At 43.9% G+C, this 25,395-nt stretch carries 18 protein-coding genes; 11 read left to right on the top strand and 7 right to left on the bottom strand.

Annotation, left to right across the window (positions count from 1 at the left end):
- Nucleotides 1–580: transposase (locus LU351_RS06865; RefSeq protein ID WP_232592392.1), on the bottom strand; the 580-nt coding region annotated here is incomplete at its 3' end.
- An 87-nt stretch (nucleotides 581–667) separates the two neighbouring features.
- Between LU351_RS06865 and LU351_RS06870 the strand changes: the two genes are divergently transcribed.
- The 3 genes from LU351_RS06870 (at nucleotide 668) to LU351_RS06880 (ending at nucleotide 5,227) form a co-directional block, all read left to right on the top strand.
- On the top strand, nucleotides 668–1,444 hold the full coding sequence (locus tag LU351_RS06870) for a hypothetical protein (RefSeq protein ID WP_232593323.1): 777 nt from the start codon (nucleotides 668–670) through the stop codon (nucleotides 1,442–1,444).
- 14 nt (nucleotides 1,445–1,458) lie between these two features.
- Complete coding sequence (locus LU351_RS06875) at nucleotides 1,459–2,334, top strand: hypothetical protein (protein WP_232593324.1); 876 nt, start codon at nucleotides 1,459–1,461, stop codon at nucleotides 2,332–2,334.
- A 304-nt stretch (nucleotides 2,335–2,638) separates the two neighbouring features.
- Complete coding sequence (locus LU351_RS06880) at nucleotides 2,639–5,227, top strand: hypothetical protein (protein WP_232593325.1); 2,589 nt, start codon at nucleotides 2,639–2,641, stop codon at nucleotides 5,225–5,227.
- Nucleotides 5,228–5,305: 78 nt separating this feature from the next.
- Here the strand turns inward: LU351_RS06880 and LU351_RS06885 are convergent, their stop codons facing one another.
- Nucleotides 5,306–6,187 (bottom strand): FHA domain-containing protein, encoded by an 882-nt coding sequence (locus LU351_RS06885; protein ID WP_232593326.1) that lies wholly within the window; start codon nucleotides 6,185–6,187, stop codon nucleotides 5,306–5,308.
- Between the two features lie 163 nt (nucleotides 6,188–6,350).
- Between LU351_RS06885 and LU351_RS06890 the strand changes: the two genes are divergently transcribed.
- Nucleotides 6,351–7,535: a hypothetical protein gene (locus tag LU351_RS06890; RefSeq protein ID WP_232593327.1), complete on the top strand. Its 1,185-nt coding sequence runs from the start codon at nucleotides 6,351–6,353 to the stop codon at nucleotides 7,533–7,535.
- Nucleotides 7,536–7,543: 8 nt separating this feature from the next.
- On the opposite strand, the gene LU351_RS06895 is transcribed toward LU351_RS06890, so the two are convergent.
- Nucleotides 7,544–10,159, bottom strand: a complete 2,616-nt coding sequence (locus LU351_RS06895; protein WP_232593328.1) for a serine/threonine-protein kinase — start codon at nucleotides 10,157–10,159, stop codon at nucleotides 7,544–7,546.
- 637 nt (nucleotides 10,160–10,796) lie between these two features.
- On the opposite strand from LU351_RS06895, the gene LU351_RS06900 reads away from it, so the two are divergent.
- The 4 genes from LU351_RS06900 (at nucleotide 10,797) to LU351_RS06915 (ending at nucleotide 15,204) form a co-directional block, all read left to right on the top strand.
- The gene (locus tag LU351_RS06900; RefSeq protein ID WP_232593329.1) at nucleotides 10,797–11,870 is read left to right on the top strand and encodes an MBL fold metallo-hydrolase; all 1,074 of its coding nucleotides are present in this window, start codon (nucleotides 10,797–10,799) and stop codon (nucleotides 11,868–11,870) included.
- 111 nt (nucleotides 11,871–11,981) lie between these two features.
- Nucleotides 11,982–12,536, top strand: a complete 555-nt coding sequence (locus LU351_RS06905; protein WP_232593330.1) for a (2Fe-2S)-binding protein — start codon at nucleotides 11,982–11,984, stop codon at nucleotides 12,534–12,536.
- Nucleotides 12,533–14,770, top strand: coding sequence for a xanthine dehydrogenase family protein molybdopterin-binding subunit (locus LU351_RS06910; RefSeq protein WP_232593331.1), 2,238 nt, complete (start codon nucleotides 12,533–12,535; stop codon nucleotides 14,768–14,770). The genes LU351_RS06905 and LU351_RS06910 overlap by 4 nt, the downstream gene beginning before the upstream one ends.
- Nucleotides 14,771–14,886: 116 nt before the next feature.
- Nucleotides 14,887–15,204, top strand: coding sequence for a PilZ domain-containing protein (locus LU351_RS06915; RefSeq protein WP_232593332.1), 318 nt, complete (start codon nucleotides 14,887–14,889; stop codon nucleotides 15,202–15,204).
- 91 nt (nucleotides 15,205–15,295) lie between these two features.
- On the opposite strand, the gene aceK is transcribed toward LU351_RS06915, so the two are convergent.
- The gene (gene aceK / locus LU351_RS06920; RefSeq protein ID WP_232593333.1) at nucleotides 15,296–17,041 is read right to left on the bottom strand and encodes a bifunctional isocitrate dehydrogenase kinase/phosphatase; all 1,746 of its coding nucleotides are present in this window, start codon (nucleotides 17,039–17,041) and stop codon (nucleotides 15,296–15,298) included.
- Nucleotides 17,042–17,304: 263 nt separating this feature from the next.
- On the opposite strand from aceK, the gene LU351_RS06925 reads away from it, so the two are divergent.
- The 3 genes from LU351_RS06925 to LU351_RS06935 all read left to right on the top strand — a co-directional run bounded on the left by LU351_RS06925 (nucleotide 17,305) and on the right by LU351_RS06935 (nucleotide 20,278).
- Nucleotides 17,305–18,537, top strand: coding sequence for an HD-GYP domain-containing protein (locus tag LU351_RS06925; protein WP_232593334.1), 1,233 nt, complete (start codon nucleotides 17,305–17,307; stop codon nucleotides 18,535–18,537).
- 137 nt (nucleotides 18,538–18,674) lie between these two features.
- On the top strand, nucleotides 18,675–19,304 hold the full coding sequence (locus tag LU351_RS06930) for a hypothetical protein (protein WP_232593335.1): 630 nt from the start codon (nucleotides 18,675–18,677) through the stop codon (nucleotides 19,302–19,304).
- Between the two features lie 224 nt (nucleotides 19,305–19,528).
- Entirely contained in the window at nucleotides 19,529–20,278 is a 750-nt protein-coding gene (locus tag LU351_RS06935) for an NPP1 family protein (protein ID WP_232593336.1), read from the top strand.
- Between the two features lie 153 nt (nucleotides 20,279–20,431).
- Here LU351_RS06935 and LU351_RS06940 read toward each other — a convergent pair whose 3' ends face one another.
- The 3 genes from LU351_RS06940 to LU351_RS06950 all read right to left on the bottom strand — a co-directional run bounded on the left by LU351_RS06940 (nucleotide 20,432) and on the right by LU351_RS06950 (nucleotide 25,122).
- Nucleotides 20,432–21,124, bottom strand: a complete 693-nt coding sequence (locus tag LU351_RS06940) for a replication protein P (protein ID WP_232593337.1) — start codon at nucleotides 21,122–21,124, stop codon at nucleotides 20,432–20,434.
- On the bottom strand, nucleotides 21,036–22,733 hold the full coding sequence (locus LU351_RS06945; RefSeq protein WP_232593338.1) for a DnaT-like ssDNA-binding domain-containing protein: 1,698 nt from the start codon (nucleotides 22,731–22,733) through the stop codon (nucleotides 21,036–21,038). The genes LU351_RS06940 and LU351_RS06945 overlap by 89 nt, the downstream gene beginning before the upstream one ends.
- Before the next feature lie 130 nt (nucleotides 22,734–22,863).
- Nucleotides 22,864–25,122: a bifunctional diguanylate cyclase/phosphodiesterase gene (locus tag LU351_RS06950; protein ID WP_232593339.1), complete on the bottom strand. Its 2,259-nt coding sequence runs from the start codon at nucleotides 25,120–25,122 to the stop codon at nucleotides 22,864–22,866.
- Nucleotides 25,123–25,395: the final 273 nt, after the last annotated feature.

Raw genomic sequence — 25,395 nt, forward strand, 5'->3', positions numbered from 1 at the left:
TCTCTTGGTTCTTCTTCGCCCAGCGGGCATCCGTATCTTTTTGAGCGCCAACGTTCGGATTCTTTTCAAAACGATCAGGCGTTTCACCGCGTTTTATCTGTTTGTTTTCTTCCTTTTTATTGCGCTGCCTGGGAACATCGACAAAACTCGCATCCACTATTTGACCTTTTCTTGCTTGAAAACCGTGTTCCTCTAATTGAACATCAAAAGTAAAAAACAAACGCTTCATTAAACCAGCTTTGACTAGGTTTTCTCTAAACAGCCACACTGTCTTGGCATCAGGCACCTTGTCCGATGGAGTCAGACCTAAAAACCGGCAAAAAGAATAGCGGTCCCGTATTTGGTACTCTATCTGATCATCGGATACATTGTATAAGTGCTGAAGTACGAGTACTTTGAACATCAGAAGCTCGTCATAGGCTTTACGACCCGCATTGCTTTTTCGGTTCGACTTTCGTATTTCCTTTAAGGTCGGACGAAAGGCTTCCCAAAATATCAGTTTGTTGAGATGAACTAATGGATCTTTTTCATCTAACTTGCGATACCTGTCATCTAAATCAAAAAAGCCGGGCTGAGACATAGAAGGAAACTCTTGAAATTTTTGAACAGTGAGATTATATCAAAGTTGGGCTATTTTTAGAGGTGCCCAGTTGTAAATGAAGAGGCTTTGGTTTCAGATCAATCAGAATTTTCCTTATTTAACATTCCTAATGGTCAGTTTGACGCTCTTCCCACTAAAAAGCGCTTAGCTGCTTCTATTCAATATTTGGCTAAGCAGTCTCAAATCAATGACATACCTGTTCTCTGGTTAGTTCAGGGTAAAGGTGCAGCGAGCTTTTCGGGGGCTCTGGATCAGTTGTTGGGGAGTTCAGGAGTGAAAGCTATGGCAAGTCATAAGAGGGAGATAGATTCTTCTATGGCGAAGCTTATGTCTAATATGGAATTCTTTTTCTCTAATGCTGAAGCGGATATTAGGGATATTTTGAGGAAGTGTGAAGAATTGGGTATGAAGTTACATGGTGATCATGGATTCAATAACAATCCCTACTGTATTAAGGGGCAAATTCGCCATGGTAATATTATTGCAGAGCTGCAAAAAGCTCAGCGTACTAATACGGAGGAATTGGGGAGTGGTGCAACAGGCTTTGCTAAAACAGTGGCTGATAATTCTGGTGTAGGAGTTGTGCTCGCAGCGGTGGGTGTTGCTACCTTTTGGGATGCGCTAACCTCTGAATCTGCCGTGGACGTTTTCAATAAGGCAATGGCCAATGATGGGGTCGTAGCTATTGCAGCCGCAGCAGGCATTTATGCAGTAGGAAAAACCCTTCAAAAATCGGTGCATGTTGGGATGCATTTAAATGCGTTGGTCAAATCTAACTTTGGGCGGGGTAATGATTATTGGTATGAAAGTGCTCAGAAGTTGCAAAGCAAATTCGTAGATTAATGGTGGGTTTGGTAGTGATGTTAGATTTATTATTGGCTTCTGATAAAAGGCCCTATGTTCCCGGTGGTAAGTCAAAAAAACTTTTTTCTTTTAATTTTAATGGAACAAGATTTTCTATTGAACTGCCGGCCCATTATCCAGCGGATGCGCGAAATCGAGCCAATACTAAAGGCAACATAAATTACCTTAATAAAGCAGAGTATGGTGTTAAAAATATAACAGATCCTCAGAGGAGAGAACAAAGAGCGGGCTCTTCCGAGGTGATCAGTATTTTTACTCGTAGTTTTGGTGTTTTTGGATTCCCGTTTGGAATTAAGTGTCTCGGAAGCCTTTCGGCATCAGGCACTTTGCTTTATTTTCCTACGATTCTCAAGGAATTTTCTCTATTTAATCCTGCTCATTTAGAACAGGCAGCTGTTAATTTAATTTACTACACAAAAGGTCCCGGCGCGTACAAAAGTCGCAATGAAGGAGAGATATCCCCTATAAATTGGCGGATCACAACTCTAGATAATGGGTTATTAATGGTTCGTTATGATGCTTATAAGGAAGCAGCTGGCATGTTAAGTGAGCAATTTCGTTCTTCATGTATCATCCCTATAGACCGATATCATGCACTTACTTTACATTTCAGCACATTCCAATCAGTTGAAACTGAAAGATGCTATCCCCTTCTCCGTGATCTCAGAGATGAGATTCTAGAAACAGTAAAAATAGAACTCTCAGATCATGCAAAGAAAGAACTGGAATACGCCCAAAAGACTTGGCCTGATGCAACGATCAGCCAAGACATGAAGCCTATCGAGTGGGAATACGATGAGGGGCACTATGAAGGGGGCGAGTTCGTTGTCACTGAAAAGAAAGCTTTTCCTCCTGAGTGGAAAGCATAGTCCCCGTGAGCTGTTCTTAAATTGGCCTATTGACGATGTTAGATTTACTGTTGGCTTCTGATAAGAAGCCGTAAGTACCGGGCGAGTTTGTTTAAGCACCTATTTTCTTTAAAGAGATAGGTGTTTTTTGTTTTAAAGGCACTGTGATTGCCATTTGCAATAGACTGAATTTTATTGCTTCTCATCTTTTAATGTTCAATCAAGCAGTAAGGGTTTGTAATGGCTTCTTACTGCCACTCCCGTATCCTTCTCTGCATTCACAAACCACTGCTTTTTTATTTCTTTTAACATTAGAGGAAATCTTATGGACGGGAAACGTTCCACATTATTGATTCATTCTCCTTCGACAAAAATAGGTGTTTTAAAGCCGCTATCGTCGTTCTTTTTACTGGGTGGGGCGTTGCTTTCCGCGTCTGGTGTGCAAGCGGCGAGTGGCTTTTGTCAACGCTTTGATGGTGAGGTTGTCGGATTATATAACACGGCGAGTCAAGTTTGGGTAAACAATCAACATGGTGCAGAGGCTAAGACTTACAACAAATTAAATACTACAGCTACACCAACCGCTAATGCATTGTGGGAGGTAGAGTGTGATGAGGAAACGGTACATTTTATTAGTATCGCCGCAACAGACACGTTGTCGTTATGGGCCAGTGGTGATGGGGATGCCCAATTGGGTTACCGAGGTCAATGGCGAGAGGATTGGCTGGTTGAACATATTTCAAGCACGGATCAGTATCGATTGAAGACGCCAGGTTATGATGCATTTCTTCGAGCGGATGCGAACAAAGCGTATTTTAACCAATCTACAGTTGAAGCCGGTAGGACTTGGAAAGTAGTGCCTCGTACTGAAATGCCATTGCCGTTTTGTACACGCTTTGAAGGTGAGACAATAGGGTTGTATAACCCCGCTAGCGGTACTTGGGTGAATAATCCTAATGGTGCTTCAGCGTCTACCTACAATAATGTGAATGCGGTGACTAACCCAACGGAAAATACATTGTGGCAGGTGGCCTGTGAAAATGGTGACCCTCGACTGATCAGTGATTCTGCTGAAGCAACCTTGTCACTTTGGGCCGGGGGAGATTGGAATGCCCAATTAGGTTATCGCAATCAATGGCGTGAACAATGGCAATCTCAATACAACGCTCAAGCGGATACCTACCGATTTTATTCTCCTCAAAATGACAGTTATTTACGTGCAAGTACGAGCAATACTTCTCATGCTAAGGGTGAATCCTTATTTAATGATTGGCAAGTGAAGTTGAAGCGGGATATGCCATTACCTATTTGTACTCGTTTTGAAAATGAACAGGTGGGCTTATTTAATATTGAAAGTAAAGTATGGGCCAATAATGAGAGAGGGCCGCAAGCGCCAACGTATGGCAATGTAGATGCGGTTTCCGAACCAGGAACCGATTCCATTTGGCGATTAAGTTGTGAAAATAATGAGCCTCGTTTTATCAGTGCTTATGCCGAGAACACCTTATCGTTGTGGGCCGGCGGTGATTGGAAAGCGCAGCTTGGGTATCGAGGGCAGTGGCGAGAACAGTGGCAGTCTGAGTACGACGCACAAGAAGACAGCTTTCGTTTCTATAGCCCTGATAATGCGAGTTATCTACGCGCCAGTAGTACTAATACGTACCATACCAGAGGTGAATCTGATTTAAACAATTGGAAAATTGTGCCACAAACGAATGTTTCTTCAGCGTACAAAAATTCAATAAAAGAAGACGCATTAGAAATGAGCGGTGGCGATTGGCTATACACCCATAATCGTGGTGGCGATAATTTTGATGATTACTTTGATGATGTGTTAAATAATGTCAGTGCGACAAATCTCTCAGGTGGATTAGCAAAAACGGCGTGTACCCGCCATGGGAAAATGGAGTACAACCAAACGACGGGCACAAAATCAAGTTACTATGGGGAGTGTATTGGTTACCTGCCACCGGCAAGTATCGGTGCCGATGTAGATTTAACACAACGGGTGCAGTTTGTGGGAACTCACGGAAACCAAAAAGACTTAGTGCTGGATACAATCAAGCAGCTGAACTCTACAACGACGTTTCCCAATGCGCTGGAAAGTATGTTGGCGAAAGTAGATGTGATGCGCTATCGCTCTAAAGATCATTTGCATTTCTCAACTCATGCTTATGCGCCTTCTTGTTCTGGGCTTGCGCATCCGCTATGTGAGGTTTCGGCCCCTAAATATCAAGAGCAGTATGCCTACATTTATGGTACCACAAGTAGCTTAGGTGCTGGGGATGCAGCGCTGAGTTTGGCTCAAGAAGTAGAAAGTTTAACCGGATTTGGCATTTTTGATGAGGGTTCTTTTGATTTATTCAGGCAATGGCCTATCGAAAAAGTCATTCAGGCAGGTCGCAACTATCTTGAGGCTTATACCGCTCGTTATTCACCGGAGGAGGCTGCTTTTTTACGTCTGTCCCTTTTAACTAACGCATCAGACTTAAACAGTAATAATTCTCAGGTATCGGCAGCGAGAATCGGCGCAAGTATGGTATTTATGCATCCAGAGGCATCTTCTCTTACCCCCATCACTAACCGGGTAGCATTGGATATCCCGAGTAATATGAAATGGGCGGTGTGTTCAACCATGGACAACGCAGGGGATTCTACAGAGACAATTAATCAATTTACCAGTGTGATCAATGGCTTACAGGATGCTGGGCTAATTCGACCTTACCATTTAATGGGAGAAGGTCTTAAAGTCTTCTTCGCTAAAGCGGGATTCCGTAGTGAAGTGTATTTTAATCAATCTGGGTATGTTTCTGAACCAGTACGTGCGGGTGGTTTTTATTTCGCCTATGATGCCGCCGATGAAGCAAAACTCGCTACCGTTACAGAAAGCGGTATGAACTGTAGTTGGAAATAAATTCATCAATAAACCGTTTGGTGTAAACACCTATCTTTATAAAAAGGTAGGTGTTTAAAGGGTTTAAGTACATAAAGGTTATTGATGAATCTTAATTTCACATCCGCTCAACCGTACTTCTCCTCTGCGTCGTTCAATTAAGTGTTGCGCCCAATAAGGGGAGTACTTTTTAATGGCATCCCGAATGCGATAGATTTGGATATTGAGGTAATTAATATCTATCCCCAGGTTATGCATCAGCAGATCATTGCTCATCCAACCGGCGTCCTTTTCGCTATTGAACTCCAATTTGTGCTTTGCCATTTCCAGTAAAAATTGATGGTGAGCTTTGTAACCAAACTCGATATTCCGGCCATCAATATTCATTGACAAGCCGATATGTTCTTGGTTTTGGCTAACGTCAAAAATTAACATCGGTGTGCTGTTATCTTCGAATACTTCTGTCTCTTGCACTACGTAATTGGGGTAAAACCGCCAGTGTTGGCCTGCCATGTCAAAGATAAACCCTTCTGAAATTTCCACGGAATCATGGCCTTGTTCGAAATACCATTGATGATTTTTCTGGGTGAGCTGACAGATAGGGGTATGTTCATTGGGCAATAAATTAAAACTACTGAGTTTGATGAGTCGGCTGCCACAGGTGGTAATAATGACTGGGGTGGGTTCAGAGTCATCTTCCAATTGCCATTGAGGCTGCGAACTTTTACTGGGAGCAAATATATCCCCCAGCTTTAATCGTACGGTTTGCCCGCGCTTGGTGGGTGTGCCGTTAATGTAGCAGCCATTGCGGCTTTCGTCAGTGAGTACCCAACAATTACCTTGCCAGCGAATCACGCAATGCAGGCGTGAACAGGCGGTATCAAATAACAGCTGATCTGCGGTATTAGGGTCACGCCCAAAGATGTGGGCGGGCTTAAGGTAAATAAATGATGAGCTGTCGGTTGATCGCAAAATGGCCATGGGGTTTCCTGATCGTAAAAGCAAAATCCTAAGGCAACTAGGCAACTTAAAGCAAAGTAATCGTGACCGTTTTTCAATTTTGTAAGAGTTTGTAATGGACTCTGAGGCAGCGGGTCTCTACAGTCCGCCCCACCAAAGTGGATTTTAGGGGAAGTTTTGCTCAATGAATGTTTTAAAAATGGCTAAAAAAGTAGCATCAATTTTTATTCCGCTTATTGCGGTGCCAATGATAGCCTCAGCGGGTGTCGTAGACCCTGGTAATGAGCGCCAAATTTGGCGTGACGCTGCGGTGATTTCCCATTTATATACCGAGAATGTTGATACCAAAACCCAAGTGATGGTGTTATCGGCCAACGAACAGCACGATGTCGCTTTTGAAATTCTGCCGCGTCAAATTGCGGTGGGGCAGCAGCCACACAAGGTGCTATGGGAGCTTGAGCTTATTCCTCAAACTAAATTCTTTAAATTGAAGAGCTTACAATATGGCCTGTATTTGGCGGGTAACCAAGCCTCTGGGCGGGTGAGTTTGGTATCGGATACTGAGGCGGAAGGGTTACACACCCATTGGTACATTAAGGCGCTGACGACCGAGGGTGATGTGGCAATTCTGAACCGTAATGAACATGATAACGGTAAAGAGTGGGCTTTGATTCCTCAGCGAGGCAGCAACCCTCAAGCGCGCCCGTTAGAGTTGGTAGAACTGAACGACCCGAACAACAGCAAATTTCTACTGCGTATGGACAGCCGTTTTTTGGAAACTTGGTTAACTCCGTTCGATATAGAGAGAGAAACGTGTTTGGTGTATTTAAACAACGGTGCACCTATGGATGGTTTTTACACGCCAGCACCCAGTGCGACTTCTAGTGATGGTGTCTCGCGGAGGTTTAAGGTCAAGCTTGGAGGCGATAAAGCACACCTGTATGAGTTCGTAGATGACCTTGGTTTTGACCCAAGAGCTCAGAATTTAACTGATGAACAGCAAGCCGTATTGGCGCAAATCAGAAATACCATTGCTAACATGAGAGTGGTACAAAATGGTGAATATACTGCGGATGCCGTCTATAACACGTTTATTAATCAATTATCGTTGGCTTACGGTAGTGAATCGGCGGCAATGCTGTATTTCCCTGGAAGCTGGGACGCTTTTCGTGCAGATCGTGCAGCAGGGAAAATTGTTAAACAGGTGAAAGTGTTGAATGGCAAAAGTTTAGGTATTCGAGTCACCATTCATGATCCATTGGTGGCAACTTACAGTTATGCGATGTTGGCGCTTAAGACGAAAAATGGAATTCAGCAATTTGTATTTGTTGACCCTACAGATGTTACACGCCCCGCAAAGCCTTATTAAGACGCCCTTTAATTAGCGGCCTTGAGCTCTAGCTGAGCTTTTAGCTCAGCTAGCCACGGCAAGTTAAACCAATGGAGCCCTTGTCCTTTACGCAGTGCCTCCTTTGCATTGATAAGGGCAGCTTTGTTTTGACCGAGTAGAGAATAAATATGCGAAGAAAGTAAGTAATACATACCGTCACTCGAGTTACCGGAGGCTAACGCTTGAGCTGACATATTTTGCATCGATAATAAGGCTTCATTCGTTTGTTTAAGATGCGCATACGATAAAGCGAGGTAGGCATGATCTTGCCATTGAAGATCGGAAAATTTTAATGTGGCCGTCACGAACTGCTTGAACAGATCATTTGCCTTGGCGTTGTTTTTTTGTCCTCGATACGCCTCGGCTAAATTGTAAAGAATGTTACGATTGTCGGGGTTTGCTTTCAAAAGGTTAGAAAGTATTTTAATACATTGATCAAAATCACCTTGCAGTAAATAAATTAGGCTCAGATTATCAAGAACTAATTGATTGGCATTTTCAGTTTGCAATTTTAGCCCTATGTCGAGTGCCTTACGCAGGTCACCCAGAAAAATTAGAGCGACCAATTGGTATTCTTTGGCATTTCTATTTTCGGGTTCTAATTGTAACCACTGTTCGGTGTAGCTGAGAACTTCTTCGTTTCTGGCCAAATCATTTAGCATATAGACTAAGGTGTGATAGTAACGAGCGTTCTTTCTAATGTTATTCTGGGATAATAAATAATTTACGGCTTTGGTTTTGTCTCCTGATTCAAACTTTAAAAAACTGTTTCTTAATACGAGATATGACTGATCAATGGCAGGAAGCTGGCGTATTTGATCTAAAATTTCCTGGGCTTTGGTAAATTGTTTCTTTTCTATGTTCATCCAGAAGAGCAATTCCAACCCACTAATGGTGTGGCTAATGCGGTCAGCAATGGTTTTGGTTTTGAGTAGCCAGTCATGCTCTCTGGTGACTTCATATTCTTTTAAATAGAGTTTACCGAGATAAGCGTATGCTGTATTAAATGATGTGCCTTTTTCAATCATGCCTTCCAGTGCAGTGATTAATTCGGTATTTGATAATTTATCTAGGTTTGCTCTGTATCGTAAATAGTGTTCGAGTTCTTCTTGAGTCGCTCGTTTTTCTGTATTTTCATTGCGATAACCACCTAACATATTGTCGGTCATTGAGCTGATCACTTCTGAGACTTCGAGTATATTATCCGTTGGGGTGTCGATAGAGACGTTATCGACTACCTTTCGCTCTTTGCGGCTATATTTAGACAGTGTAAAGCGGCACGATTCAAATTCGTTACATTGAGTTTGACCAAAAACAATCTCATCCACTAACAACGATTCGGCCACTTGCTGCCAATCTCTGTTTCCACGCCACTCCCGTTTGGTCACTAGCCGCCGTTTCGGGTCTGCCAACACTGAGTCGGTTAATTCATCGTCCATTATCACCGTCATTGCTTTTTCTTTCTCAACTAAGATCTTTTGCAACTCTGGGGTTATTGGTTTTCCGTCTTTATCAACTTTATTGGAGTGAGCTAATGATTCAGCCAATGTGGGGATGACCAGCGTCGACTTAATCGGTTCAAACACTCGAAAATACCCACTTATAGTAGCGGCAATGGCTCCTGCAAATATTAATGTTGTTATCACAGTGCTGCGCTGCTTGAGAACTGACACCCATGTGTTATCTGGAGAGGCGTCAAGAGATTGAGTTTCTTCTGAAGCTATTCCCAGTGCATTAGTCGTAACAAACTCTCCGTATGGCTGGAATAGAGCCTGTACCTGTTTAATTGTTGGACGTCGTTTAGGGTTGATTTGCAACATCTGTTGGCAAATATGAATAAAGGGTTCCAGCTCTTTGTTTTTTGGAGTGATTCCGTGAAATTTGGCCCCTGTTTCTATTGCCTTTCGTGTTGCTTGTGAATCACCAGTGATGACAAAGGGGTGATAACCAAATAGTGCAGAAAACAAAATGGTGCCCAATGAGAAAATGTCCGTCGCGGCGGTGAGAGGTTTGTTGCGCAATTGCTCAGGAGAAAGGCATTCCCAAGACCCGACTATTTTATCGGAAACCGTATTCTCTTCATTTTCTTTTGAATCAAATGTATTTTGTTGTGAGTGAGAATGGTTGTTGTTACACGATTCATGCTGGGCTAAACCAAAGTCGGTGAGTTTCACCTTGCCTCGGTGATCAATGAGAATATTACTAAGTTTGATATCACCGTGGATGAGGTGCTGTTCGTGAATGGCCTCAACACCCGCGAGTAGAGGTAGGTAAAAGCTCAGAAACTCCGCTAAGGTAAGGTGTTTTAGACGTTCTGGGGTGAATGATATTCCGCTATCAATGTATTCCATCACAATGGCTGGGCTACTTTCCCACTGAATAATGTCGTAAATGCCAACAATATTTTCATGGCTCAGCTTGGCCAGTGCTTTGGCCTCTTGTTTGAGGTCGCCAGCGTACTTGTGGATGACTTTAAGGGCTACCTGTCGCTCAAGTTGGTTGTCCCAAGCCAAGTAGACTTCGCCAAAACCGCCTTTTCCCAGTAGTTTGGTAATGTTGTAGCGGTTTTCTTCTAAACCTATGTTACTTTTTTCTTGCGACATCGCTGAGTATAGGGTTCACCGTGGTTAAGATGGGACAATGGTATAAGATGCGGTGGGGTTAATAAAGCGAGGGAAAAGTTGGGTTTGATTGACTGATCGATATAGGAAAATAAAGAGAAAGTAATCCATCATCAGGAGTGAAAAATGAATTGATCTTTATATTGAAAGCAAAAGTTATGGCGGGGTGGTATTTTTAAATGGGTAAAATAATAATTTATTTTCACTTTTTATTTACCATTGTTTTTCGTTTTTTCTAACGCAAGTTTTTGTAAATTACCATTCTATTTATGTGGGAGAAATGTCCTCAGGGTTTTTTCTAAAATCACATCCCAAGTAGATCATTGTCCAGGTGCTGATATTTATTTTTGATATTTTTTAAATCGCAGCATTCTTTTTATCAATTTCTGATATATCCAAAAGAAATAAAAGCTTTATATTTTTGTATAAATTCTATGTCACACATGGAATGTCGAATGGCGTGATGGGAGGTGGATGTGGCGTCAAAAAACAGTGATTATAATATGCACAAGTTTGAATCAACGAGTTTCAAAAGGTGTTGAGTGTGAATCGACTGAATCGAAAGGTTGTTGAGACAGTAGTTGGAATTATAGTTGGAATGGGAATGTTGGTGTCTACGATGAATAATAGTTTTGCTGAACAGGTTAAAAAAAATGCAGCCCAAGAGGGCGGCAAATTTGTTAATGAAGCCCCAGTACATACCGAGAACATGTTTCGTATTTTGAAACAGTTTATTGTTCAAGACCGTACTGCGCCCATGCCGACCCAGCCTGTGCCGGTCACACCGTTAACCGCGCAAGCGCTTCAGGAGGCGCCTTCTCCTTCTCTCTACCGCTTAGGGCATTCCACGATTTTGATAAAAGTCGATGGGCAGTATGTGCTTACCGACCCAGTTTTCAGTAAACGAGCCTCCCCTGTGCAGTGGATGGGGCCAAAACGCTTTCATGATGCGCCGTTAACAATCGATGAATTGCCGCCTATTGATGTCGTTCTTATCAGTCATGACCATTATGATCACCTAGATAAAGCCAGTGTTCGCGAGCTTAACGGCAAAGTGAAGCAGTTTGTCGTGCCTTTAAAAGTGGGCAAGCGATTGCAAAAGTTCGGTGTAGCGAAAGAAAAGATTACCGAATTGGATTGGTGGCAGAGCCATGAAGTGAATGGTTTGAAGTTGGTGGCCACTCCGGCGCAGCACTTTTCAGGCAGAGGGTTGTTTGATCGAGATAAAACCTTGTGGTGCAGCTGGTCGATTATCGGGAAAGAAAGCCGAATTTTCTTCAGTGGTGACGGCGGTTATTTTGCCGGCTTTAAAGAGATCGGTGACGCCTATGGCCCGTTTGATATTACGCTAATCGAAACCGGGGCCTATAACAAAATGTGGGGTGATACTCACATGATGCCGGAAGAAAGCGTGCAGGCGCATTTGGATGTAAAAGGCGTGGCCATGGTGCCCATTCATAACGGCACGTTCGATTTGGCATTGCACGATTGGTATGAGCCCTTTGAGCGTGCTTTAAACAAAGCCAATGAAAAACGCGTAAACATGCTGAGCCCGGTGTTTGGTGAGCGCGTTGATATTCTGAACCCGACGAATACACAGCGTTGGTGGCAGTCCATGATGACAGACGTTGCCGATGAGACAAAAGTGACTGAAAAAGCAGAAAAACTGGCCTTAAAGAGCGCAACCCTTTAACTCGAACCACCCTGAGCCGTTCTGTAAAAAGATTTCAATAATAAAGTGCGTGCGCCGTGAATTTCTCTGGAAATTTGCGGCGTACTCATAACAACCAAAAGGTGATTGACCATGATCCACTTTATGCTCAATGGTGAGCCGGTAAGTACCGATGTTCCTGAAGATACGCCCTTACTTTGGGTTATTCGGGATTATTTTAATTTAAAAGGCTCAAAGTTTGGCTGTGGTATGGGGCTGTGTGGGGCTTGTTCTATGCAGTTGGATGGGGTGTCTACCCGCACTTGTATTTTACCCGTTTCGGCGGTTGAAGGTCGCCATGTCACCACCATCGAAGGGTTGGGTACTGCCGATAATTTGCATCCGTTACAGAAGGCGTGGGTGAAACACAGTGTCCCTCAGTGCGGTTATTGTCAGTCTGGTCAATTAATCAGTGCCAGTGCGCTTCTCGCCCAAAATCCGAATCCTACCGAAGACGATATTGCCAATGCCATGAGCGGTAATTTATGCCGTTGTGGGACTTACCCTCGTATCAAAGACGCCATTTTGGACACCGCTGCCGGTGGTGTTGCGCAGTGGGAGCCACCGGGTTCGGACAACGCACCCTCAGCCGATTCTGTGTCTGATGGGGTTGCCCAAGAGAAGTCTGTTGCAGGAGGTGAAGCATGAGTCAATTAAAGGTTAGTCGTCGTGGCTTTATGGGCTTGTTGGGGGCGGGCAGCGGTGGATTAGTGCTGTCAGCCAGTTTATCTGGGTGTGCTAGTGGCAATAACGCGGTGCAATCGCCTTCGCCGGAGGCTTTAGTGCTGAATGCGTTTTTGCAAATTACTCCAGAGAATACCGTCCATTTTTACCTACCCCGTGAAGAAATGGGGCAGGGTTCTTATCATGGCTTAACCACCTTGGTGGCAGAAGAGTTAGATGTATTGCCTGAGCGAATCACCGTCCAGCACGCACCGGTAAATAAAGCCTTTAACCACCCTGAGTTTGGTATGCAAGGCACCGGTGGCAGTACCAGTATGAAGGTGAGTTTTTATCCACTTCGGCAAGCCGGCGCCAATGCGAGAGCGATGCTTGTTGACGCTGCTGCAGCCGAGCTGGGTGTGTCTCCAGCGCAATTGAAAACGGAAGATGGCCACATCATTACCACAAGTGGTGAGCGTCACCCTTATGGCCGATTTGTGCAATTAGCCAGTACTCTACCAACACCGGAAAATGTGCCCCTAAAAAATGCCTCCGATTTTAATTTAATTGGTAAGCAACGACCTCGTATCGACGGCATCAGCAAATCAACCGGAACAGCTCAATTTGGTATCGATGTTGACTTGCCCAACCTGCATAAAGCGGTGATTATTCGCAGCCCAGTGTATGGTGCAAAGCCGGTGAAATTCGACGCTACTGAAGCCTTAAAGCTGGCGGATGTGGCTCAGGTTTTTGCTATCGACAATGGTGTTGCCATCGTCGCCAAACATATTTGGACAGCCAAAAAAGCGGCAAAGTTGGTTTCTGTGGAGTGGAGTAACGTTCCTCTTGCCTCTCAATCCAGCACCCACATAAGAGACGACTTTGCCTCTGCGCTGGATACCTCAGAAGGCGAAGAGCATTTTAAAAGTGGGGAAGGTGTTCAAGCGTTGCAACAAGCCGAGTCTTCCGAAAACAGCACCGTGGTGGAAGCGGAATACTGGGTGCCCTTTCTTGCGCACGCCACTATGGAGCCGATGAACTGCACGATTCAGTTTAATGGCCCTCGTTGTGATATCTGGTTGGGCACACAAATGACTGGCGCGGTGCAGTCAGCCGTGGCGTATCATGGTGAATTGGATAAAGAGAACGTATTCGTTCATACCACGTTGTTAGGTGGCAGCTTCGGCCGTCGGGGTAATCTCGACTATGTTGTTGAGGCGGTTGAAGTGGGTCAGGCCTTCTCAAAATCTCACCCGAATACGCCGGTACAGATCGTATGGAGCCGGGAAGACGATATGCGTCACGATTATTATCGCCCTGCAGCACTTGCCCGACTCAAAGCCAGTATTGATGACCAAGGCCAAGTACAAACTTGGGCGGCAACCCGATCTGGTGGGAATATGATGTCTTATATTCTCGATGAGGTTATCGATGTGCTCGCGCCTGGCTTTTTACCCAATGGCATGGTCGACTGGTTAAGTAAACGCGGTTACGGTTTATTCGAAAACTGGGTGGTTGACCCCTCCAGTGTTGAAGGTCTGCACGAAGATTATGATGTACCCAATAAAGAAGTGCGTCATGTCACCGTAGATCACGGTATGCGACTTGGGTTTTTGCGCAGTGTTGGTCACTCTTATACTGGTTTCTTCAAAGAAAGCTTTATGGATGAGTTGGCCATCAAAGCCAATATGGATCCGGTTGAAATGCGCCTTAACCATACCCAGTCTTCGCCAAGGCTAAATGGTGTCATTCGTGAAGTTGCGAAGGTTGCCCAATGGGGTAAGCCTCAACAGGGGCGTTTCCAAGGTATTGCTGCCCATCGTTCGTTTGATTCTTATGTGGCCCAAATTGCGGAAGTCTCTGTGGAAGGATCGAAAATCACCGTCCATAAAGTGACCTGTGTGGTGGATTGTGGTCGAGCGGTTAACCCGGATATGGTCAAAGCGCAAATGGAAGGTGGCATCATCTTTGGTTTGTCTGCGGCTTTGTACGGAGAAATTACCTTTAAAGAAGGGGCGGTTGAGCAAAGTAACTTCCATGATTACCGGCTGGTTCGATTAGCCGAAGCGCCAGAGGTAGAAGTTCATATCATTGACAGCCAAGAAGACCCTACCGGTGTGGGTGAGCCAGGTGTTCCTCCGATTGCTCCAGCAGTAGCGAATGCGGTATTCCAAGCAACCGGGCAGAGGTTGAGAAGCCTTCCCTTAAAACTCGCTTAAATCACTCTTTTATAAATAGAGCGCGTTTTTATAGTTTTAAAGACTGTAAAAAATGCGCTCCTATTCTCATCTATGAATATACTTTCATAATACTTCTTTTTTATTTGAATGGTATTATGGTGGTATTGAATCATAACATTGCTAATAAAGTGCTTCCTAAAGAGGCAAGCACACAAAAAGAAAAGCGTATATCTCCCCGTACACGCTTTAATTGTTTTTTGAGCGTCTATAACCCCTTTATCGGTGAGCAAATCCTTTCTACAAAAGATGTATCTGCAACAGGTCTATATCTGAATCTTCTTGGACACCCTCTACCACCGATAGGATCAGAATTAATTATTGAAGTTATTACTCATCTTCCTATACAACAAAAGCGCACAGTAAAAGTAGTTCGATGTGATGATAATGGTGTGGGGCTGCAGTTTTTATCGTAGGTCTTCAGTGGGAATTCAAGAGTCTCAGTTTTATGGTAAGTTTAATAGACGTAAAAGGCACTACAAATAGAAGAGGCTAATGATTGAAGGATTACTGATAGTCGTTTAAAAAACGTCGACTTCGTCGATAAGGGAAGGCATCAGCAATATGGCCTTTTTTAACCTGCTCTTGCATGGATTGCCAAAAGTCAACGTTATAAATATCACTGTGTTGTTGTTCAAAAGATTGTTTTATTAACGGTTTTCCACTGAAAAAAAGCCGAAATTCTTCTGGGAAAATATCGTTTTCCGCCACGCTATACCATGGTTGAGAGGCCATTTCGTCTTCCTCGGTTCGTGCTTGTGGTATATGCCTGAAGTGGCAGTCTTCTAGTGGGACAATTTCATCATAATCGTAAAAGACCACTCGCCCATGACGCGTCACTCCGAAGTTTTTCAGTAGCATATCCCCGGGAAAAATATTGGCGGCGGCGAGTTGCTTGATGGCGTTACCGTATTCGTCCATAGCGGCGTCAATCTCATGGGAAGAAGCGGTATTTAAGTAGAGATTTAAGGGGGTCATACGGCGTTCTACGTACACATGTTTGATGATAATACGGCTTTCGGTAAGGGTGATTTTGCTTGGGGCAAGTTCTAATAATTCTTGTATTAAGGCATAACTAAAACGATTACGATAAAAAATAAAATTTCTGTATTCATGTGCATCCGCCATTCGTCCAGTACGGTCACTTCTGGAAACGAGATGATATTTCTCAATAACTTCTTTTTCTGTTACTGACTTGGGCGGTCGAAAACGATCTCGAATAACTTTGAAGACATATTCAAAAGAAGGTAATGTGAAAACCACCATTACCATGCCTTTGGTGCCTGGGGCAATCGTATATAGGTCTTTGCTGTGGCGAGTGTGTTCTACGGCATCACGATAAAATTCCGTTTTTCCATGCTTTGGAAAACCAATGGAGCTATAGAGTTCCGCCGCAGATTTTGAAGGCATAAGATTTTTTAAAAAACTGACGGTGCGTGAAGGCACGCGACTTTCTACAAAGAAATGAGAGCGAGTGAAACTGAATATTACAGACACTTCATCCGTGCTGAAAATTGCACTATCCACATAAATCCCTATATCGCTGCGTAGCACAGGAATAACCAAGGGAATAAGCGAATCATTACTGACCACTCGACCGACCAGATAAGCACCTTTGTTACGATAGAAATAGGTGTCTAATAGATCAATGGTAATGGTTGAAGTAATGTCGATCTCATTGCATAAGGCATCACACAAGTGCTGTCGATCTCGAATGGCATCTTCCCACGGGATAGAAAACTGAAAGTCATCCAGAATGGAGGCAATCACTGACTCAGGGTTACCTGTAAAGGTATAACTTAAGAAGATGCCATCACCAGATAAAGGTTCAGACACTCTGGCGTAGTGTGTGGGTAGAGTTGCGTTTGCATGGCTGGGGAGTACGAATAGATTGCGATCATGAATATGTTGATGATCAAAGATTTTACAAAAAATAGTATTAAAAAAGGTTTCTGCTATTTCGCCATTTATGTGATGTTCCAGTAATTGAGCATAAGTTTGTTTAACATCTGGCCATAATTCTAAAGAGTGCAGCGACTTGCTGGTGACGTGCTCAAGACGATCTAAGACTTGATCGCACCGCGATTTATACAGGTCAATGCGTTCCGTCTGTGCCTCACGTACTTTTTGCCATTCACCACGTTCAAATCGTGCTTTAGCGCCCAGAGTGATATTTTGATAGTCCGCAAAATACGCATCGAAGCCATACATAATAGTTTTTGCAATACGCCGAGCGGTTGGAGATGCACGCATTGAGCCTGTCCTGTTACTGAATATTCATAGGTTACGACTTATATCTTATATGTTGATTCTTTAACTATAGGTATGCTTTATGGCTCTGTAAGGGTATGTCCATAATGCCGGCATAGGGTTTAACTTGCATGGCATTAGGGGTTTAAATAAATAAGAAGGAGATTTGACTATACTTATCTAGAATTTTGCCACTTGCTTTTTGTCTATTTCGATAATGGGAAGTATTACAGAAAGACATGACTTTTTGAGTAGATAACCGCTGTATGGATCAAATGACACTAAAAAATATAAAACGTATTCCAATTTCCGCCTTAGAGGTGGATATGTACCTTTCTGATCTGAATAACGAATGGATTCCCGATAATAATCTATCCAAAAAAGGGGTCATAAAGTCGGAAAAAATCATTGAGATGATTCGTTCCTTAGGTGTAACCCATGTATACATTGATATTACAAAAGGTAAAAATTGTGCCATTGGCAGGACACAAGATGAGATTGATCGACAAAGTGAAAAAGAAATCAGCGAGGTCAAACTCTCCGCAAAACAGAGGCCCAAGCCTAATGTAGACCTCAAAACGGAATTAGCCGCCGCATCACAACTTAAATCTGAAGCGACGGAAATGATTCATCATATTATGACAGATGTTAAATTAGGGCGTGGCGTTGATGTGTTGCCAGTTAAGGATATGGCAGATGGCTTATTAGGTTCGATGATGAACAACCAGAATGCGCTACTGTGTATGACACGTCTGCGGGATAAAGATCGCTATCTATTAGAGCATTCTTTTAATGTCAGTGTATTAATGGGGGTGCTTGCTCGTTCTGTCGGTTTTGAGGGGAAAAAGTTACACAACTTGGTCACTGGGGCATTATTGCATGATATAGGTAAGGTACGTATCGACGATGAAGTTTTACATAAGCCCGGCTCCCTTGAGCCTGAAGAATGGGAAGAAATGAAGCGGCACGTTATCTATGGTGAGGAAGTGCTACGACAGATACCAGGGTTGGCTCCAGAAATTATTGATATTTGTGCCCAGCATCACGAGCGGCTCGATGGAAGCGGTTATCCTAGAGGGCTTATTGGCGAGCACATTCCACTTCATAGCCGCATGGCGTCTGTAGTGGATGTTTATGACGCCATCACTGCAGATCGAGTATATCACAAAGGTATGCTCCCACCTCATGCATTGAAAAAAATGGTGGAATGGGCGGGTGATGAACATTTGGATAAAGCCGTGGTTTATCAGCTGATACGCAGCTTGAGTGTTTACCCTGTTGGCAGTTTTGTTGAATTGGATAACGCGAAATTGGCTTATGTAGAACAAGTGGATATCGAATTTCAAGACAAGCCTAGAATTATCGTGGTTTATGATACCAACTTAGGTAAGATCATTCCTCCTGTCCGTATTAATTTGGCTGCTCCGACGAATACTCGAAAAATCCGAAGAGCAATTGCACCTGAATGTTTTAATATTTCTCTTGAACAGTTTTTGTAACATTACTGTGTTTAAGATCAACCGAGTCAATTTTTATTAGCTCGGTTGTGTAGATTATGTTCAGATTCTTTACATTCCCTTTGTTTTTAAATCACTGTTCGAAAAGTCGATTTTTTTTATTGTTTATTGCGGCTGGGATGCTTTGGGGTATAACAATATTCGTTTTATCTCCAGAGGGTGGTGGCGGTAAAAATGATGCCAGTTCGGCGTTAGTGATGGCCTCTTCGAGTAAAAGCATCAGTGAAATAAATAAAGCGGATAACAACGAACGGTTATCTCAGTCGTCCAGTTCTTCGGCTATGCATTCTTTGCAAGAGCCTAATCTACCCAAAAAAAACCTGCAAATACAAAGTTCTCAAGAGAATGACACCGAAGGGAAAGATCAAATCGATGAAAGTTTGCCTACTTATTTTTTGTTGAATGAGCAGATAGATCAACAAGATCAGTTTGGAAATTATGTGACCGAGTTAACTTTAGCGGCGGATTTGTCAAAAACGTTATTCATTGTGGCTGATGTGCCGATTATGCCTAAAGACGGAGACAATCGAAAAAATAAAATAGGGTGCTATCTGGGTGAGTTTACGCTGGCTTATCAGCAAGCAGTGAGTGTTGTTCAAAAAATGGATGATCATCAAGAAATGTCGTCGCCTATTATAATGCATTATTTTTGTGATTATTCTGATGATTATGGGTATTTCCTGCTTGAGGAAGAATCTGTTTCGATAGAGAGAAAAATGAGTGTAGAAGAAATAAAAAAGAATTATTAAAAAATGATGTCTGATTGTTTATATTTTTTTGACAGGCTCCTTAATTTTTTTGACATGCAAAGTTAACATTAAATATTGTCTACCTTTTTGTTTGTTTTTCCTCTTGGTAAGTACACTTCAGTATTTTGGGTCTTTTACTGCAGTTTAATGTGCGCAGTAATAAAAGGGTGTTGTTGAAGTGAGTAAGGTACTTCCATAAAAATTCTCTCTATTGGGAAAAGCAAATGAAATTATTAAAAATAAAAATGTCTCTACCGGCTGTGTGTGCTGTGTTACTAACGGCCGTTGCCTCTTTTTCAAATGCAGCAGGCCCTGGTGTATCAACGGGTCATGATCGATTAAAGCCTGTTTCTACCGGCGCTACTAGCACACATAACCGTTTTACACCGAAGCTTGTGATTGAGCATGGTTGTCAGCCGTTTGCAGCTGTAGATGATAGCGGAAATTATAATGCAGGGTTAAACAATTCAGGAGCCCATAACGGTGGATGTAGCTCCAGCCCTTCCGGCCAAGCGTATGCACGGAGTGCTTGTGTGGGTGAATACTGTGGCCATATGTTTGTTTATTACATGCCAAAAGACAATGGCGTACCCTTTGCTTTTTTTGGTCATCGCCATGACTTTGAAGAAATTGTCGTATGGACCCGTAATAATGACATTATTGGTGCGGCCTACTCTGCTCATGGGGATTACTACTACGACGAGAACCCGTATTTGAGTAATGGCCGAGTGAATGCGTCTTACGGTATTGATGCCTTTACCCATTCTATGGGTGCTGTTGCCAGAAGAGATCGTGGTGACGGAACTGTGTGGCCAGCGGCCAGTTGGGAGTTATTAACTCCTCGTGCAAAACAAGCTTTGAATGATCCCAGCAATTGGAGTGCAGGTAACTTTGCGGCGCGCGATGATAATTTCAAAGATAAGCTGAATGAAGCGCGGACACGCACTGTTGTGAATGCGGGCATTCGTTTTTGATTTTTAAAAGGATTGAGTTTTTTTCAGAAAATAGCAGTCACAGATTTTCTGTGATTGCTAAATCATAGCTATTTTTATGAGCAAGCAGTGTTGGAAGGAAGTATTGGTATTAGTATAAACAGTAAGGTCTAAAAGCAATTTGTAATGGAAAAACTAAAGATCCAACTGTTCTCTAAGTACTTTCAACTTTTCTTTGTTCTCTTGTTTACTCAGTGGTGTTTCAATGGTTTGTGGCAGTTGTGGCCTTTCAATGGGAGGGAGTTTTTCTCCGTCTAGCAATCGTTGACATAAGTCTTCGTAATGTCGTGCAAACACTGGGTAAGCAATGTGCTCTGGTGTATTGCCTAAGAAAAACCAATCGCTTTCGCGCCCGGCAAAATAAACCGCAGGGTGGCTCCAGGTAAATCCGGCTTTGGGGGAGGGCGCCTGGCAGGCTTCGACGTAGGCGGCCCGTGGTTCGGGAAGGCCATCGTGGCTAAGGTTGCGGCAATGACGGAGCATTTTATGCAGCGTGGGTAAGTACTCGGATTCTGCAATAACGGTCTTTGTGGCACGCAGTATGATGGCCGGCTCGAAGTGGTAGCAGAGCGACTCTAACCATAAGCGTTTGGCTTGAATTTCAATTGATTGTTCGCGAAAGGCACTGTAGTACTGATTGTGATAGCTGATTTTCAACAGTGCAAAAACTTGGTTAATGGTATCAATCCACACAGGTTGTGGTGATGGCCTTGTTTGTTCTGGATTGCCATGCTCCGAGTTAGTAGGCCCAGCTGCGGTCGGTGAGGCTTTCTTCGAGTGAGATATCTCGTGTTCGACGTTGTTGATGAGCTGGTTGCTGTCCTTCATGGGCACGGCCTTGCTGAGTGGTATTTGCATTAATCGTGTTATTTGTGTTGGTGAGTGTCGTTGATACAACTGGGGGCGTGTGGCTGAGTTCATGTTGTTTTGCCCAGATGTATTTTAAGTGTCGAATAAACACGCTGTCCCAACTGTGTTTGATCTCACCTCGGTTGCGCCAGTATAAAATAAACTCTGGAATCTGTGCGCGAATAAATTCAGCAGACATTTCACACTGTGTTTGCAATAACTCCAAACATTCCGCCGAAGGCGTCCATTGCTCCGTAATAGGGGAGGCTTTTGGATTGATACTAATGCCTTGTTCGAAATACGCCCATTGCGTGCTGACGTGCTGGCTGAACAGATCGCCCCAGTTATTACGAAACCCACCTTTCTCCATCCATTTATGGACAAACTCCGGCACACACTCTTTCACAAATTGCCGATCAATACCCAAGTGGTCGGATAAGTAGTTGAGGGTATAGTCTGCAGGTTGCCAGTCTGTACGCATCGGCACTGGCTTTCGGTCGGCCAAGAAAGGCGTTTCTTTTTTTTGCCAATCTTCTTTTACCCAGTTGAAAAACTTCATGTTCCAGGAGCGATTGGTCTGATTGGTGTCTTTGTAATACAGACGAAAAGGAGCCACGCAGTCATTAATAAAGGTCAGTGGGATGCTTTCTTGGCTGAGTTGTTGAATGACTTCTTCGTCCGGTGTCCACTGGCTGTGGATGGGGGTTTGTTCCATCTGTTGTTTGTGCAGTCGGGCCTGATCGTTTTCATGCTGGCGCCATTTTCGCAATACATGGCTTTGAAACTTTGCACCCCAAGAGCGATGGGCTTCTCCACTTTCACGCCAATAGGTAATGAATTCCGGCAGCTGGCTGTTAATGAATGTCTCAGGAATATAGTGCTGCTGCATAATACGCTGCAATGTTTCTTGGGCGGGCTGCCAATTAGGTGGTATCGGTCTGGCGCCGGGTACAAAACGGTCGCGTCGGTGGGGAAAGTTGGCGTTTCGGAAGGGGCTTTCCCGGTGGCCTTGATGGATGGTCCCTGTGGTTTGTGCTCCCTGTGATTGCACTTCTGGTGATTGCACTTCTGGTGATTGCACTTCTGGTGATTGCATTCCTGGTGATACGGAAGAATTCGATGGCAAAAATGTGGGTGGAGGTGGGTTATGCACAGGTGCGGTCGAGGCTTCGATTGACTTATCCACAGGTGTTTGAGGGTGAAGCAGTGTTTTTAAAGCCTTCAGGTTCAGTGAAAACCGAAGTTCTCGGCTCTCTTCATAAGGTGCTGACGCCAGTAACAGGCACCCTTGATCTCGTAAACTCTGGCTGAGGCGTTGAACATCCAAGGAGGTCCAAAACGGCATCAGAGACTCGATGTGAGTTTGGTTCAAGCAATACCAAGTGTGCCCATTGCGTGTTTGCGCAGGCAACAGGGGTAGACTTGTGGATAACATCGATAGTAAAACCGCTTCCTCCACGCCTACTGCACACGCAATGGTTGGTGAAAGCGAGATGGTTCGCTCAAGTAGATTCGGTTCCCATGGGTGGGTGGTATGAGGGTCATGAGGCATAGGGGCAATATAGCACTTTCTATCTGGGGCGATCATCTCAGGTATCGCTGAAAAAGTAGTGTACATGAGTAGGCATGTAACTGGGCAGAGTTTAAGTGCGCAAAGTCTAACTGGGTAGAGTCTAAGTGAGCAAAGTCTAACTGGGTAAAGTCTAACTGAGCAGGCTTTATTGTTGTGAGGAAGAAAAGGAGCTGGAGGGATATCTGGATTGAATCCAGGTATTGAGATCCTCAATATTCATGGGCTGTGCGATGGCATACCCTTGAAGAGAATAACGGTAGAGAGGGAAGGTAGTATCTAGAAAATCGTATTGTTGCTGGCTTTCTACACCTTCAATCGTGAGGGCAATATCCAATTGATTGCACAATTGAATGACGCTTTCTACCACCGCCAAGCTGCGCTGGCTTTGATCCATATTTTTTAGGAAGCTGGAGTCCAGCTTAATGGCATTCACTGGGAAGTCTAGAATTGCCGAGAGAGAAGAATAGCCGCTGCCAAAATCATCGATAGCGATACTAAAGCCCAGTTGATCCAGGTCGTGGATAACGTTGATGCCTTTCGAGCTTTTCAATAACAACGATTCGGTAATCTCGATGATAACGCTGCTGGCAGAGAGGTTGAAACGGCTCAAACTGTTCTTCCAGTCTTCTACTAATGTTTCATGGCATGTTTCTGAGGCAGACAAATTAATACTAACCGGGATATGAATGCCTGCCTGCTGCCAGCACTGAATTTGTCTGAATACCTGTTCTCTTACCCAGCGTCCAATATCTCGCATCAGCCCGTATCGTTCGGCAATAGGAATAAATTCTTCTGGGGCGACGGTACGGTCCTCCGTTTGCCATCTCAGCAGTGCTTCGACGAAACAAATCTGACCAGATTTCTGCTGGCTGACGATGGGTTGATAGTGAATAGAAAATTCATTCTGAGAAATGGCTTGGTGAAGCTGCTGCAAAATCCAGGCGTTTTTTTGTGCTTGCTCCAGTAAGTCGCTGGAAAATAATCGCCAATTGTTGCGTCCAGATTCTTTTGATTGATAAAGCGCTTGGTCGGCAGCCGATAAAAGCTCAGTAAAGGTATGCCCATCATGAGGATAGATGGCCACTCCAATACTGGTCGATACTTTGATCTTTGCATCATTCTCAAGCAAGAATGGTTTGTGAAAGGTTTGAATAATTTTATCTGCAAGATGGTTTAGTGCGTCATTAATCTCTTCATAGTCGGTCATCAGTAAAGCAAATTCATCGCCACCGAGTCGTGCAAAGGTATCACTGGCTCGGACATGGGCGTTGATGCGCTCACCCACTTGGCAGAGTAATTGGTCCCCAGCAAGGTGACCCAAAGAATCATTCACCTCTTTAAAGTGATCTAAATCGAGTACGAAGATGGCAAACTTTTTCTTAGTGCGTTCACAGAGACTAATCAGCCAATCCACGCGAGATTGTAGATTATGGCGATTGGGTAAGCGGGTTAAAAAGTCATAATTGGCTTGCTGCTCGACGATCGACTCTTGCTCTTTACGTGAAGAAATGTTTTCAAACAGAAAGACATTTTCAAGGGGTAAATGGTCTGAGCATCGAATGGACATGCCCTTCACTTCCAGATAAAAATGCTGCTGCTGAGAATTGGTGTATTCCAGTTCACAGACGGTGTGTCGCTCGTTGTCAGGAGGACGAATTAAATGACGATAAACGTCGGTTGACCAATGAATGGCTTCAGTCAAAGGGTGCCCAATCAGTGCCTCCTGAGTAAGGCAGGTTAGGCTGCATAGTGCAGGGTTGACGCGTGTGATGACCAGGTTTTCATCGGTAACGGCAATGGCGATGGGAATGTGTTCAAACAAGATGGCTGAGCGATCCAGATATTCTTGGGCGTGTGCGTGCTCAATGGCCAGTGCTGCAAGATGAGAAGCTTCTTCAATGAGCTTGATGCCTTCTTCGCTGGGGCGTTGAGTGTCGTGGTAATACAGAGCGAAAGTGCCTAATACTTTTTCTTTTGCACCGATAATAGGCTGAGACCAGCATGCTCTAATGGAACCTAATTCTGCTATCTCTAGGTAAGGTGCCCACAATGAACTTTTGTAAATATCTTCGACAACGATGCGTTTGCCAAAGTAGGCCGCCGTACCACAGCTGCCTACGCAAGGCCCGATTTCCAGGCCGGTTACAGCGTGACTGTATTGATTGGGGAGATTAGGCGCGATGGGGGTATTCAGTTTTTTGCCGTTACTGCTTAACAAAGCAATGGAGCCCCGTGAGAGTTGAGCTGCCCCTTCGATGAGTTCCACTAGGCTTTCTAGAATTTCGCGCAAGGGACGACGGGCGATAATTTGAGTCATTATCGCATTGTGCCGGCTGAGTCGATCAAAAGATCGATTTGGCTCTAATAGTCTATTCGAGGTAGATTGATTAAATGAATGATCCATTGAGTGTCATATCGTCAAACCCATTATCAATTTTAGAATGAGTTAGTGATTTTTCCCTCGCTATGACGAAATAAGTGACGTTATCAGTGTAGTAAAAAGCGTTAAGCGTAATTGTTTATCAGCCAGGTGTTTATTAGCCAAGTGTTTATCAGCTAAGACCAATGGCGTGCCACTATAAAGCGTGAGTGGGTGATGAATGAACGTGAGTTGGTTATAAATGATAGTAAAAAGTGTTAAATAGGCGAGTTATTCATTTACGTTGCTTTAAATGAT

Origin of the sequence: Marinibactrum halimedae (assembly GCF_021234875.1) — a bacterium.
In the GTDB taxonomy this organism is placed as follows: Bacteria; Pseudomonadota; Gammaproteobacteria; order Pseudomonadales; family Cellvibrionaceae; genus Marinibactrum; species Marinibactrum halimedae.

Excerpts from the sequence above, each read along its gene's own strand:
- LU351_RS06930 (WP_232593335.1), top strand. The coding sequence starts at position 18,675 with ATGCTTTGGGGTATAACAATATTCGTTTTATCTCCAGAGGGTGGTGGC.
- LU351_RS06900 (WP_232593329.1), top strand. The coding sequence starts at position 10,797 with ATGAATAATAGTTTTGCTGAACAGGTTAAAAAAAATGCAGCCCAAGAG.
- LU351_RS06910 (WP_232593331.1), top strand. The coding sequence starts at position 12,533 with ATGAGTCAATTAAAGGTTAGTCGTCGTGGCTTTATGGGCTTGTTGGGG.
- LU351_RS06895 (WP_232593328.1), bottom strand. The coding sequence starts at position 10,159 with ATGTCGCAAGAAAAAAGTAACATAGGTTTAGAAGAAAACCGCTACAAC.
- LU351_RS06940 (WP_232593337.1), bottom strand. The coding sequence starts at position 21,124 with ATGAAGGACAGCAACCAGCTCATCAACAACGTCGAACACGAGATATCT.
- LU351_RS06890 (WP_232593327.1), top strand. The coding sequence starts at position 6,351 with ATGAATGTTTTAAAAATGGCTAAAAAAGTAGCATCAATTTTTATTCCG.
- LU351_RS06905 (WP_232593330.1), top strand. The coding sequence starts at position 11,982 with ATGATCCACTTTATGCTCAATGGTGAGCCGGTAAGTACCGATGTTCCT.
- LU351_RS06885 (WP_232593326.1), bottom strand. The coding sequence starts at position 6,187 with ATGGCCATTTTGCGATCAACCGACAGCTCATCATTTATTTACCTTAAG.
- LU351_RS06945 (WP_232593338.1), bottom strand. The coding sequence starts at position 22,733 with ATGATCGCCCCAGATAGAAAGTGCTATATTGCCCCTATGCCTCATGAC.
- LU351_RS06915 (WP_232593332.1), top strand. The coding sequence starts at position 14,887 with ATGGTGGTATTGAATCATAACATTGCTAATAAAGTGCTTCCTAAAGAG.
- LU351_RS06880 (WP_232593325.1), top strand. The coding sequence starts at position 2,639 with ATGGACGGGAAACGTTCCACATTATTGATTCATTCTCCTTCGACAAAA.
- LU351_RS06950 (WP_232593339.1), bottom strand. The coding sequence starts at position 25,122 with ATGGATCATTCATTTAATCAATCTACCTCGAATAGACTATTAGAGCCA.
- LU351_RS06935 (WP_232593336.1), top strand. The coding sequence starts at position 19,529 with ATGAAATTATTAAAAATAAAAATGTCTCTACCGGCTGTGTGTGCTGTG.
- LU351_RS06925 (WP_232593334.1), top strand. The coding sequence starts at position 17,305 with ATGGATCAAATGACACTAAAAAATATAAAACGTATTCCAATTTCCGCC.
- aceK (WP_232593333.1), bottom strand. The coding sequence starts at position 17,041 with ATGCGTGCATCTCCAACCGCTCGGCGTATTGCAAAAACTATTATGTAT.